General features: G+C 68.2%; 11 protein-coding genes and 2 pseudogenes. 8 read left to right on the forward strand and 5 right to left on the reverse strand.

Annotated elements, in window-relative coordinates; all coding sequences use genetic code 11:
- Nucleotides 1–17 precede the first annotated feature (17 nt).
- Complete coding sequence (locus tag ACGFNV_RS46105) at nucleotides 18–1,196, reverse strand: IS30 family transposase (protein WP_393631598.1); 1,179 nt, start codon at nucleotides 1,194–1,196, stop codon at nucleotides 18–20.
- 310 nt (nucleotides 1,197–1,506) lie between these two features.
- On the opposite strand from ACGFNV_RS46105, the gene ACGFNV_RS46110 reads away from it, so the two are divergent.
- Both ACGFNV_RS46110 and ACGFNV_RS46115 read left to right on the forward strand, forming a co-directional pair.
- On the forward strand, nucleotides 1,507–2,181 hold the full coding sequence (locus ACGFNV_RS46110; protein WP_393631613.1) for a recombinase family protein: 675 nt from the start codon (nucleotides 1,507–1,509) through the stop codon (nucleotides 2,179–2,181).
- 784 nt (nucleotides 2,182–2,965) lie between these two features.
- The gene (locus ACGFNV_RS46115) at nucleotides 2,966–3,166 is read left to right on the forward strand and encodes a hypothetical protein (RefSeq protein ID WP_393631599.1); all 201 of its coding nucleotides are present in this window, start codon (nucleotides 2,966–2,968) and stop codon (nucleotides 3,164–3,166) included.
- 95 nt (nucleotides 3,167–3,261) lie between these two features.
- Here the strand turns inward: ACGFNV_RS46115 and ACGFNV_RS46120 are convergent, their stop codons facing one another.
- The 4 genes from ACGFNV_RS46120 to ACGFNV_RS46135 form a co-directional block, all read right to left on the reverse strand.
- The gene (locus ACGFNV_RS46120; RefSeq protein ID WP_393631601.1) at nucleotides 3,262–3,852 is read right to left on the reverse strand and encodes a flavodoxin family protein; all 591 of its coding nucleotides are present in this window, start codon (nucleotides 3,850–3,852) and stop codon (nucleotides 3,262–3,264) included.
- A 73-nt stretch (nucleotides 3,853–3,925) separates the two neighbouring features.
- The gene (locus ACGFNV_RS46125; RefSeq protein WP_393631603.1) at nucleotides 3,926–4,342 is read right to left on the reverse strand and encodes a nuclear transport factor 2 family protein; all 417 of its coding nucleotides are present in this window, start codon (nucleotides 4,340–4,342) and stop codon (nucleotides 3,926–3,928) included.
- 270 nt (nucleotides 4,343–4,612) lie between these two features.
- Complete coding sequence (locus tag ACGFNV_RS46130) at nucleotides 4,613–5,365, reverse strand: glucose 1-dehydrogenase (protein ID WP_393631604.1); 753 nt, start codon at nucleotides 5,363–5,365, stop codon at nucleotides 4,613–4,615.
- 74 nt (nucleotides 5,366–5,439) lie between these two features.
- Nucleotides 5,440–5,856, reverse strand: a complete 417-nt coding sequence (locus ACGFNV_RS46135; protein WP_393631605.1) for a nuclear transport factor 2 family protein — start codon at nucleotides 5,854–5,856, stop codon at nucleotides 5,440–5,442.
- A gap of 182 nt (nucleotides 5,857–6,038) precedes the next feature.
- Between ACGFNV_RS46135 and ACGFNV_RS46140 the strand changes: the two genes are divergently transcribed.
- The 6 genes and pseudogenes from ACGFNV_RS46140 to ACGFNV_RS46165 form a co-directional block, all read left to right on the forward strand.
- Nucleotides 6,039–6,662, forward strand: a complete 624-nt coding sequence (locus tag ACGFNV_RS46140; RefSeq protein ID WP_393631606.1) for a TetR/AcrR family transcriptional regulator — start codon at nucleotides 6,039–6,041, stop codon at nucleotides 6,660–6,662.
- Between the two features lie 103 nt (nucleotides 6,663–6,765).
- Nucleotides 6,766–7,731: a zinc-dependent alcohol dehydrogenase family protein gene (locus ACGFNV_RS46145; RefSeq protein WP_393631607.1), complete on the forward strand. Its 966-nt coding sequence runs from the start codon at nucleotides 6,766–6,768 to the stop codon at nucleotides 7,729–7,731.
- A gap of 292 nt (nucleotides 7,732–8,023) precedes the next feature.
- Entirely contained in the window at nucleotides 8,024–8,866 is an 843-nt protein-coding gene (locus tag ACGFNV_RS46150) for an MBL fold metallo-hydrolase (RefSeq protein WP_393631608.1), read from the forward strand.
- Between the two features lie 66 nt (nucleotides 8,867–8,932).
- A complete protein-coding gene (locus ACGFNV_RS46155) occupies nucleotides 8,933–9,886 on the forward strand; it encodes a D-2-hydroxyacid dehydrogenase family protein (RefSeq protein ID WP_393631609.1) in 954 nt (317 codons plus the stop codon).
- A 295-nt stretch (nucleotides 9,887–10,181) separates the two neighbouring features.
- Nucleotides 10,182–10,511: pseudogene (locus tag ACGFNV_RS46160) on the forward strand (metallophosphoesterase family protein); the annotation flags it as partial.
- A gap of 135 nt (nucleotides 10,512–10,646) precedes the next feature.
- Nucleotides 10,647–10,749: pseudogene (locus tag ACGFNV_RS46165) on the forward strand (IS5/IS1182 family transposase); the annotation flags it as partial.

Raw genomic sequence — 10,749 nt, forward strand, 5'->3', positions numbered from 1 at the left:
GGTAAACGATGGCGAGCTCAAGCGGTCAGCGCATCACTGCTGTTCAGGAGGTCAGCGTAGACCTCTGCCGGAGTGCGGTAGCCGTGGGTCTTGCGCGGACGGTGGTTGAGTTCGTGAGCGATGGCGTCCAGGTCGGCCTGGCTGAACGTGCGGAGGTCGGCGGCCTTGGGGAGGTAATGCCGAAGCAGCCGGTTGGTGTTCTCGTTGGTGCCGCGTTGCCACGGGCTCCGCGGCTTGCAGAGGTAGATCGGCATCCTGGTCTCGGTGGTGATGGCCTGGTGCTCGGCGATCTCCCGGCCACGGTCCCAGGTGAGCGTCCGCCGCAGGTGGGGCGGGATGCCGAGGAGGCTCCTGGTGAGGTGCGGGGTGACCTGCTCGGCCTTGATGCCGTCCGGCAGCGCGACGATGGTCGTGTAGCGGCTGGTGCGCTCGACGAGCGTGGCGACCGCCGAGGGCCTGGTGCCCATCACGAGGTCGCCCTCCCAATGACCGGGGATCTTCCGGTCCTCGACCTCGGCGGGGCGGGCGGTGATGGACACCATGCCGCGGATGATGCCCCGCCCGGTAGGACGGCGGGCGATCTTCGGGCGGCGCATGGGCCGGGCTGACCGCAGGTGCTGAGTGAGGCTGCGGTCGATTGCCTGGCGGCGACGAGGGTCGTGGAGCGAGAGGTAGATCGCTTCGTGCGAGATCTGCATGGCGGTGTCACCAGGGAACTGGCGTCGCAGCCGCCCTGCGATCTGATCGGGAGACCAGCACAGAGCCAGCTTCTCCTCCACCAGGGCGCGCAGAGCCGGTCGTTGGGCGAGCTTGGCCTGCTTGGGCCGGCGCCCGCGCGCGTAGGCGGCCTCATCGGCGGATGCGGCACGATAGCGGTCCCGGTCTCCGTTGCGGGCGATCTCGCGGGAGACGGTCGAAGGCGATCGGCCCAGCCGCCTGGCCAACTGCCGGCCAGATTCCCCGGCGGCGATGCCGCGGGATATCTCTTCGCGCTCGCTGCCGCTCAGATGCCGCTCTGATCGCTGCTGCGGGGTGAGGCGGACGCCGCCGCTCTGGTGCAGGAACCGACGGGCGTTCTGCATCGGTGCCCCGAGCGCCCGCCCGATCAAGCTGAACGATTGCCCCTCGCGCCAGCGTCTCCGGATCTCATCCTGCTGAGCCGGCGAAAACCCGTAGTCACGCACCTGTGCCTCCACGATCACATGATCATCCGTGGGTGGTGCGTTGATCACTTGAGGGTGCCATCGAATGACGACAGGCACGGCAGGCGCGCAATGAACCCGGACTTTCCGGGGCCCGACAGCGGCGCCGATCCAATCAGATCCGATGGCGGATGACAGGGTTTGCTGATAGCTAGGGTCGAATGCGACCACCACAACGGGGAGCGGCGCGGCCAGCCTCGTCTACAAGCGGGTGTCGACCGACCAGCAGAACCTCGTCCTGGACGAGGCCGGGATCTAGGACGTCTTCGAGGAGACCTCGGGCACTTCCAGCCGCCTCCACCCGCTGGAGCGGCCGAAGTTCGGCGAACTGCTCGCCTACGCGCGACCGGGCGAGACGGTGCACATCTCCGAGAGGTTCCGCCTGGTGCGCGGCACCGGGCAGATCCTCGACGTGCTCGACGTCCTGCACCGCGACCGTCTCGCCCTGCGCATCCACGACGGCGCGTTTTCCGCGATGGACCTCACCGCCCGCCACCCGCGCACCGGAGAACTGCTGTCCGCCGTGAAGTTCATGGTGCAGACCCGCGCGGCCGCCGGCGAACTCCAGCGCGACTTCCAGCGGGAACTGACGTACGACGGGCTGCAGGCCGCTGAGGCCAAGGGCAACAGAGGCGGCCGCCGCCCGGCCGTGACGGCCGGGGAGACCGACGCCATGCGCACCGCATACCTGGAAGGCCGGTCCATCGCCGCCCTCGCCCGCGACCACGACGTAAGCCGCGGCGCCATCCGCACCGCCGTCGCCGACCTCCTGCCCGAGCACGGCCGCCGACCCGGGCGCCTCAGCCCGGGAGCTGCTGGTCGTCCTCGACATGCCGGGCAAGGTCGCCGACTTACTTCGCACGGCCGACCTGGAGCCCGCCGAGCGCGCCGCACTCGACCAGGGGGTGACCGTACGACGCGGCCACGGCTACACCCTGCGCGTCACCGCCGCGCCCGCGGTCCACCGCCAACTCCTTGACCGCTGCCAGCCCCTAACCGGACCCAGGGCACCCCGGTTGCCCCGGCACAGCGCAAGGCCCGCCGCGAGTACGAGAACCGCGTCAACGCCCTCCCGGCTACAGCCGGACCTTGATCAAAATCTCGCAACCACAATTCGATGGCCCCCGGGGACAGTGTCCAACCTTCGGTCAAAAGCTACCGGCAGGTTACTTGTCACTTGGTTCACCGCTCGTTAACGGCACCCCGAGTTGAGAAACAGGCACTGAGTCCCGGCACACAGTGCTCACCGGCCTGACGACGCCGTACCCCAACTGGGCGCGAACGAGATGGACGTCATCAATGCCGCGCTGGGCTGCGCCGGTGCTTGTTCATGACCGGGCGGCCCGGCATCGGGAAGTCCACGCCAGCCTTCTTCGATCGTGTGAACTGGGCCTGGGCCGGGTGCTGGAGTGGAACATCGCGAGCCGCACGGCGCTGTCCCATGGGCGTTGTACCGGTATCCGGGGGTGCCGACCCATATATGGCTGAGATCACAGCACCCTGCGGGACGGCGCCCTGACCTGGTGATTTCCCTGGCAGCAAGTTTCGCCCACTTCCATAGAGTTCAGCAGGTTGTACCGGGCCCAGGAAGTCCAACGAGTCCACAGCACGACGGACTTCGTTAATCCCGGTGTCAGTCACCCATCACTAGACTGCTGTTCCACGCAAAAGGAGCCCTGCATCCCAACAGGTTCCTAGGCCTCTGAGTTGGGAGGGCTCCTTGCGCGGTGTTCCCGCACGCCTATCAACGAGAGGGACTCCGTATGGAGGAGAGTAACGCGAAACGCCAGCCCAAGCACCCGTCCCGCTGGGCCAAGCGACGCGCCGAAACCATCCGTCACCTGCGTAAATGGATCGGCCGACAGGGACGAAACGTCCCAGGCGAGTTCCTGCAAGGCGCGGCGTACAAGCTCGGCAGCGGCGCGGTGACCCTGCTCATCCTGTGGTGGGAAACCCGCCGCTGATCCTCTGCTGCTGCCCGGTCCGGAGCCGTCGCCGGTGCGCTTCGTCGGGCACCACCTCGTCGTCCGGGCCGCGCGTCCGCCCCGGCGTCGGTCGCTCAGGCGGCGAGGGCGGTGCGGCCTGCGGCGTAGACGCGGGCGACCTCGACGACGCGCTGGCCGAGTTCGGCGGCGGTGGCGATGTCGGCCTTGTGTACGCCCTCGGCTCCCTGGTCCATGTTGCTCTGGGCGCCGGCGCCGAGAAAGAAGCCGAGGCGGTTGAGGTCGTTCTCGGACGCCGTGGAGGCGTTCCAGCCGGGCATCAGGCCGAGGCTGACCCAGTGCATGCTGTGCTGCGCGGCGAGCACGGTGAAGTACTGCAGGGTGTTGAGCTTGTCGCCGCTCTTGCCGGCGGAGTTGGTGAAACCTGCGGCGATCTTGTCCTTCCACTCCTGGGTGTACCAGCGCTTGGAGCTGGCCTCGGCGAAGGCGTGGAAGACGGCGGAGGCGCTGCCCATGTAGGTGGGCGAGCCGAAGACGATCGCGTCCGAGGCGTCGAGCAGGTTCCACTGCTCCTCGGAGATCTCCTCGACGTTGATCAGGTGGGCGGTGGCGCCGGCGGTGGTCACCCCATCGCGGACGGCCTCGGCGAGGACGGCGGTGTGGCCGAAGCCGGAGTGGTAGGCGATGGAGACGACAGGGGTGGTCACGTTACTTGCTCCTTCGGATGTGCATGTCGGGCCGCGCGGGATCCGGGCCGCGGGGCCGCTGAGTACTCTTTGCTCAGCTGGCGTTGAACGCCTCGGCGACGGTCAGTGTGTCCTCGTACTGGTGCAGGCGAACGATCCGGCCGTCCTCGACCGTCAGGTGCATGGCCGTAGGTGTGGTGAACTCCTTGCCATTGGCCGCGACGGTGTGTGTGAAGACCGCCATCAGCGCCACGTCACCGCCGTCGACGATGATGCGCTCCAGTACGGCCTTGCTCTTGTCGTGCGCGAAGTGCGACCACATCGTGGTGAAGTACGGTGCGACGTCCTCCCGGCGGGTACGGCGCCCGGTCCAGGGCAGCGCGTCACTGCCGGGGACGTGCCAGTCGATCTCCTCGGCGAACAGTTCCTGGATGCCGTCGGGGTCATGCTTTGCGAGGCGCTCCACGAACTTCTTGGCCACGGTCCGCGAGGTCTGAGTATCTGTTGTCATCGGTCCTTGTCCTTTGTCTCTTCGTTTGCATCAGGTGTCGGTCGGGCCTCAGCCCTGGAACAGGAAGTGCTTGCAGCTCAGCGGCCCGCCGAGCCGAATGAGCGCCCCGTCTTCACGCGGCGCGCCAAGGTCGACCGGTGCGAACCCGAATTCGGCTCTTCATGACTCACTCCCTGCTGTGTCGTTGTGTCGAATCCGTTGCTCTGGCGACGGTCGCAAGTACGCGGCTCAGACACCCTGGGGTATCGGATGCGTCCCGCGATTTGGCGCCTAGAGCTGTGTGGCTCCGCCGTCGACGAACAGTTCCGCGCCGGTGGTGAAACTGCTTTGGTCGCTGGCCAGGTAGAGGGCGGTGGCGGCGACCTCGTCGGGACGGCCGGCGCGGCCGAACGGGGTCGGTGGGGCGGGCTCGGCCGCGGTGGGCTGATCGCTGTGCGGGAAAGCGGCGTGGAGCTCGTCCAGGCCCGGGGTCTCGACAGGGCCTGGGGTGAGGGTGTTGACGCGGATTCCGCGGCCGGCCAGCTCGGCGGCCCAGGTGCGGGCGAGGCTGCGGATCGCGGCCTTGGTTGCGGCGTAGACGCCCAGGCCCGGGCGCGCCCGCAGGGCCGAGCTGGAGGAGAGCAGCAGCACCGAGGCGCCGGCCGTCAGCAGCGGCAGCGCCTTTTGGACGGTGAAGACCGTGCCCTTGATATTGATCGAGGTAGTGCGGTCGTACTCCTCCTCGGTGATCGCGCCGAGCGGGCTGTAGTCCGCGACCCCGGCGTTGGCCACCACAATGTCCAGGCGGCCGCTGCGGTTCGCGATCTCGGCGAAGAGCCGGTCGAGGGCGCCGAGGTCCGAGGCATCGCCCTGGACGGCGATGCCTCGGGCGCCGACCTGCGCGACGGCGGCGTCCAGCGCGTCCTTGCGGCGGCCGGTCAGGTAGACGGTCGCGCCCTCGGCGGCGAAACGGCGGGCGATCGCCAGGCCTATGCCGCTGGAGGCGCCGGTGACAAGGGCGGTCTTGCCGTCCAGCTGTCCCATGAGATTCTCCAATTCCTTGACGTAGCCGGCATGGCCCGCGCGGCGCGTGCCGCCCGCCCTGCCGGTCCGGTGCCTCAGGCCCGGCCGGCCTGCGGGTTGGTAAACATGTGGTTGCCCGCCACCGTGTCTTTCGCGGGCACTTCGTCCTGCAGGACGTCCCAGTGCTCCACCACCAGGCCCTCCTCGAAGCGGAAGATGTCGACCGCCAGGAGGGGTGTCTTGGTGCTGCCGGAGTACCTGCCGTGGATCATGACCAGGTCTCCCTCGGCGATGATCGCTCCCGGCTCGTACCGGCTGGCGTCGGGCAGGTCCGCGATGAACTTGCGCAGCCCGGCCCTGGCCGGCGGGATGAGCGGGTTGTGCTGGATGTAGTCGGGGTGCAGGTACCGGTCCAGCGCGGTGAAGTCCTTCGAGTTGAACGCGGTCGTCAGGAATTCGAGGACGGCGGCCTTGTTCCGCTCCGTCTCCGTCTCCGTTCGGTTCTGAGTCATCAGTTCTCCACGGGGTTGCCGACTGACGCGGCTTTGTTGACTGACTGGACCACAACGGAAACATGAAGTGGTCCAGTTGGTCAACAAACCGAGGAGTGTCGGGCGATCCCTCCGTGCCGGCATGAGGGCTGGGTTGCCGACCATTGTGGTCCATCTGGACCACAATGAGGTATCGTGAGGTCATGGGGCGAAACCGAGGCTTCGACGAGACCACCGTGCTCGATGTCGTCCGCGACCGGTTCTGGACCACCGGATTCGACGGCACGTCCACCTACGACCTCATGGATGCGACCGGCCTGGGCAAGGGCAGCATCTACAAGGCGTTCGGCAACAAGCACGCCCTTTATGTGCGCGTCTTCTCCGACTACTGCCAGGGCCTCGTCGCCCAGGCCCGCGAGGAGCTGCGGGAGGGCCCGCACGCGGTGCTCACCTCGCCGATGGCCCGCCTGGAGCGCTACGTCGTCTCACTTGCCGACACCTTCGCGAGCGAGTCGCCCCGCCGGGGATGCTTCCTCAGCAAGGTCACCGCGGACCGCGCCGGAGAGGACGACATGGTGGCGGGCACGGCCCGTCGCGCGTTCGAGGATCTCGCCGGCGCCCTCGCGTCCGCGATACGCGACGCCCAGGACGCGGGAGAAGTGGCCGAGCACGTCGACGCCACGGCCCTGGGATATCTGCTGCTGAGCGTGATCAGGGGCATCGACAACATGGCCAAGGCGGGCGTCGACGGCACGACGCTCCGGCAGACGGCCCAATCGGCGCTGGACCTGATCCCCAGGGCGGACGCACCGAACGTGCGGCGCTGACATTCCCCCCTCTCGTCCGACGACGGACATGCCGCGGCGGACATAAGCAAAATGTGCAGTTTGAGTGTGGCGAAGAGCTCGCTGCCTCTCACCGGGAGTCCCCATGCGTGCCATCCAGATCACCCAGTTCGGAAAGCCGGAGGACGTCGTACGCGTCGTCGATCTCCAGGAGCCGAACGCTCCCGGCGCCGGCGAGGTCAAGGTCGCGGTCGAGTTCTCACCGCTGAACCTGCACGACCTCAAGGTCGTCAGGGGCGAGCTCGGGCGGCCACCGCTCCCGCTGGTCCTCGGCAGCGAGGGTGTCGGCCGGGTTGTCGAGGCGGGCCCCGGCGTCGACACGCTCGCGGCGGGCGACCTGGTGGTTCTGCCGCTGCTCGCCGGTGCCTGGCGCGAGCGGCTGCTGCTGCCCGCCGACGGGCTGTTCCGACTGCCGGAAGGCAGCGTCGAGCAGTTCTCGATGCTGGGCATCAATCCGCCCACGGCCGGTCTGATCCTGAGCGAGTACGCCGACCTGAGGCCCGGGGACTGGATCGTGCAGAACGCCGCGAACTCCGGCGTCGGACGTTCCCTGATCGCCCTGGCGAAGGCCCGCGGATTCCGGACGATCAACTTCGTCCGGGACGAGTCCGTGTTCGCCGAACTGACCGCGGCCGGCGCGGACATCGTCCGCCTCGACGGCGCGACGGCGGTCGAAGAGGTTCGCACGGCGATCGGCGATGCCCGGGTCGGGCTCGCCGTCGACTCGGTGGGCGGCGACGCTCCCGCCCGCCTGCTCGACCTGCTGTCCGAGGGCGGTGCACTCGTCAGCTACGCCTCGGCGACCGGGCAGCCGATGTCCGTCGACGCACTGACCCTGATCGGCAAGCGCGCGACGGTACACGGATTCTTCGCCGGCCATTTCGACTACGCGACAAAGGTGCTCCCCGTCATCCGCGAGGCCGCGCCCCTGGTCGCGAGCGGAGCCCTGTTCGTGCCGCTAGGCGCCGTGTTCGACCTCGATGACATCCATACGGCGATCGAGCAGGTCATCCGCGGCGGAAAGACCCTGCTCAAGGTGGCCCGGTCATGACGATCTCCGGAGGAACTCGCACCGTCGCGGGTCCCGCGCGCACGCGAGCCGAGCCGTAGCAGGGCGTTCGAAGCGGCATCAGGGCCATTCCGCCGGGGACGATGACAACCCGGCGCCTGGCCTGACCTGCCGGAGCTCTCCAGACCGCCGCGTGCACGCCGGTAACGCGCGCCACGGGTTTCCACCGTGGGATGTAGATCCACTGATCAATAGTGCTCACCCTCGCCAGGCAAACCGCCGCTCATTCGCGCGTTCGGTGAGGGGCAGCCCCTGCCACGAGAGAAGTGTCGAGATGCCTGAACTGTCCTACGAGGTCCTCGTCTCTGACGGCGTTCCCCGGACGATCGATCTTCAGCTGCCGAACGGCGACGGGATCGTGTCCTCGCCGATCTCATCCACCCTGATCACCGGAGAACGCGACGCGGTCCTGGTGGACCCGCCGCTGACGCACACCCAGATCGCGCAGGTCGCCGAGGGCTTGGCGCGCTCAGGGAAGCGTCTGGCGTACGTCTACGTCACCCACGGCCACCCCGACCACTGGTTCGGCACCGCGACGCTGCTGGAACGGTTCGGCGACGCCGACAGCGTGGTGTACGCCACCGAGGGCACCATCCGGCAGATGCGCAGCCAACTGGAGAGCAAGGACAAGGGGTTCGCGAAGACCTTCCCCGGGGTCCCGGAGAACACCCCGGTCCTCGCCGTGCCCGTGCCGACCGAGGGATTCCGGCTGGAGGGCCAAGTCCTGCGGGCCGTCGAGACCGGTCACACCGACACCGACGACTCCAGCGTCCTGCACGTGCCGTCGATCGGTCTCGTCGTCGCCGGGGACGTGGTCTACAACGGCGTGCACCTGATGATGCTCGAAGGCGGTGACGGCGGCCTTCAGACGTGGCTGGACGGCATCGACCGGCTCGCCGCACTCGATCCGCGCCACGTGGTCGCCGGCCACAAGAAGGCAGACCTGCCCGACGACCCGAAGATCCTGGACGAGACCCGGCAGTACCTGCGCGACGCGATCCGGCTCCTGGCCGGCGCGCCGGAGCCGCTGGAGTTCTTCGAGGAGATGTCGAAGCTCCACGGTGACCGGCTCAACCCGGGACCCCTTTGGTACAGCGCCCTGGGCCTGCTCGCCTGAGCCACACCGCGTCGCCACCCCGCGAAGACAGACGCATCACCTCGACGGAATACGGAGGTTGCCGACATGGCCACCCGCATGAAGATCGCGATCCTCGACGACTATCAGAACGTCGCGACGAGCCTGGCCGACTGGGGATCGCTCGTTGCCGAAGTCGTCGTTTTCACCGAGCCGTTCGCCGATGCCGACGAGGTGGTCCGTAGCCTCGCCGGGTTCGACGTGCTCGTGGCCATGCGGGAGCGCACGCGATTCCCGGCCGAGGTCCTGGAGCGGCTGCCCGACCTTCGGCTCCTGGTCAGCACCGGCCCGGCCAATGCCGCCATCGACCTTACGGCCGCCAACAGACTCGGCATCACGGTGTGCGGGACCCGCTATGAGTCCCACCCCACCATCGAGCACACCTGGGCGCTGATCCTCGGTGCCACGAGAAACCTGGTCGTCGAGGCGGAGTCGATGCGCGCCGGCGGCTGGCAGGTATCGGTCGGCGAGGGGCTGCACGGCAGGACTCTCGGCATTCTGGGCCTCGGTCGCGTCGGCTCCGGAGTGGCACGGATCGGACAGGCTTTCGGAATGGACACCATCGCATGGAGTCGGAACCTGACCCCCGAAACCGCCGCCGAGCACGGCGTGCGGGCGGTGACGAAGGAGCGACTCTTCACCGAAAGCGATGTGCTCTCGATCCACGTACCGCTCAGCAAGCAAACACGCGGGCTGGTCGGCGCGGCGGAACTCCGGTCGATGAAGCCCTCGGCCGTCCTGGTCAACACCTCACGCGGACCGGTCGTCGACGAGGTCGCCCTGATCGACATCCTGCGTGAGGGCGCGATCCGAGCAGCCGCCCTCGACGTGTACGACACCGAGCCGCTACCCGCGGACCACCCGTTGCGGGCGCTGCCGAACGCGCTGCTCACGGGGCACGTCGGATTCGTGAACCGCGACTTGTACGAGATTTTCTATCAGGACTCCGTCGAGGACATCGCCGCGTTCCAGGCGGGTTCTCCCGTGCGGCTGATGAAGTAGGAGCCGAAGACGACGACCCGACCGACTCACACACCGCCTCTCTCCCCTGTGACGGCTCCGACGCGGTTCGTCACGGCGAACGGGATTCGGTACGCCTGCCGACGCTTCCGCGCCGAGACCGGCACACCGCTGGTGTTCCTGCAGCATTTCCGTGGCGGCATGGATCACTGGGATCCTGCGGTGACGGACGGACTGGCCGCGAACCGTCCGGCCATTCTGTTCGACAACACAGGCGTCGCAAGCTCCAGTGGCCAGACCCCGGACACCGTGGAAGCGCAGGCCGATGACGCGGCGGCGCTCTCTGCCAGTACGCGGCCTGGGAAAGGTGCTGTTCTGTCACGCCACCCCTCGGGGCGACGAAGAGGTCGTTCTGGTCGACTCACACCTCGACCGTTGGGGAGAAGTCCTCAGCGGGCTTGACACCGGCATTCGCACGGTGGTCTGCGGGCACACACACATGCCGTTCGTCCGCCTCGCCCACGGCCGACTTGTGATCAACCCCGGCAGCATCGGCATGCCCTACGGACGGGCCGGCGCCCACTGGGCGCTCCTGGGCCCCGGCGTCGAACTACGCTCCACAGCCTTCGATATCGAGGCAGCCATCACCCAGGTCACCCAGGACTCAGCAGGGATTGTTCGCCCAGCCGCGGCATAGCCGCCCGGCGGCCCGCCGGGCAGCCTGCCTACCCCAGCCGACAGGGCAATAGACATCCCGCCCGCAGGGTCCGCAGGCCGCGGCAGGTCCGCGGCCTGCGGACCCGCGGGCCGGACCTGCTGGCGGCGGCTGCGGGACTGGAACGAGGCCGGCGTCTGGCAGCGACTTCACGAAGTTCTCCTCGCAGAGCTGAACGCGGCCTCGCGAC

This window comes from Streptomyces sp. NPDC048751, from assembly GCF_043198595.1.
Taxonomy (GTDB): domain Bacteria; phylum Actinomycetota; class Actinomycetes; order Streptomycetales; family Streptomycetaceae; genus Streptomyces.

What these genes read in the sequence shown, in the direction of transcription:
- ACGFNV_RS46115 (WP_393631599.1), top strand. Translation starts at nt 2,966, where the DNA reads ATGGAGGAGAGTAACGCGAAACGCCAGCCCAAGCACCCGTCCCGCTGG.
- ACGFNV_RS46125 (WP_393631603.1), bottom strand. Translation starts at nt 4,342, where the DNA reads ATGACAACAGATACTCAGACCTCGCGGACCGTGGCCAAGAAGTTCGTG.
- ACGFNV_RS46130 (WP_393631604.1), bottom strand. Translation starts at nt 5,365, where the DNA reads ATGGGACAGCTGGACGGCAAGACCGCCCTTGTCACCGGCGCCTCCAGC.
- ACGFNV_RS46135 (WP_393631605.1), bottom strand. Translation starts at nt 5,856, where the DNA reads ATGACTCAGAACCGAACGGAGACGGAGACGGAGCGGAACAAGGCCGCC.
- ACGFNV_RS46140 (WP_393631606.1), top strand. Translation starts at nt 6,039, where the DNA reads ATGGGGCGAAACCGAGGCTTCGACGAGACCACCGTGCTCGATGTCGTC.
- ACGFNV_RS46145 (WP_393631607.1), top strand. Translation starts at nt 6,766, where the DNA reads ATGCGTGCCATCCAGATCACCCAGTTCGGAAAGCCGGAGGACGTCGTA.
- ACGFNV_RS46150 (WP_393631608.1), top strand. Translation starts at nt 8,024, where the DNA reads ATGCCTGAACTGTCCTACGAGGTCCTCGTCTCTGACGGCGTTCCCCGG.
- ACGFNV_RS46155 (WP_393631609.1), top strand. Translation starts at nt 8,933, where the DNA reads ATGGCCACCCGCATGAAGATCGCGATCCTCGACGACTATCAGAACGTC.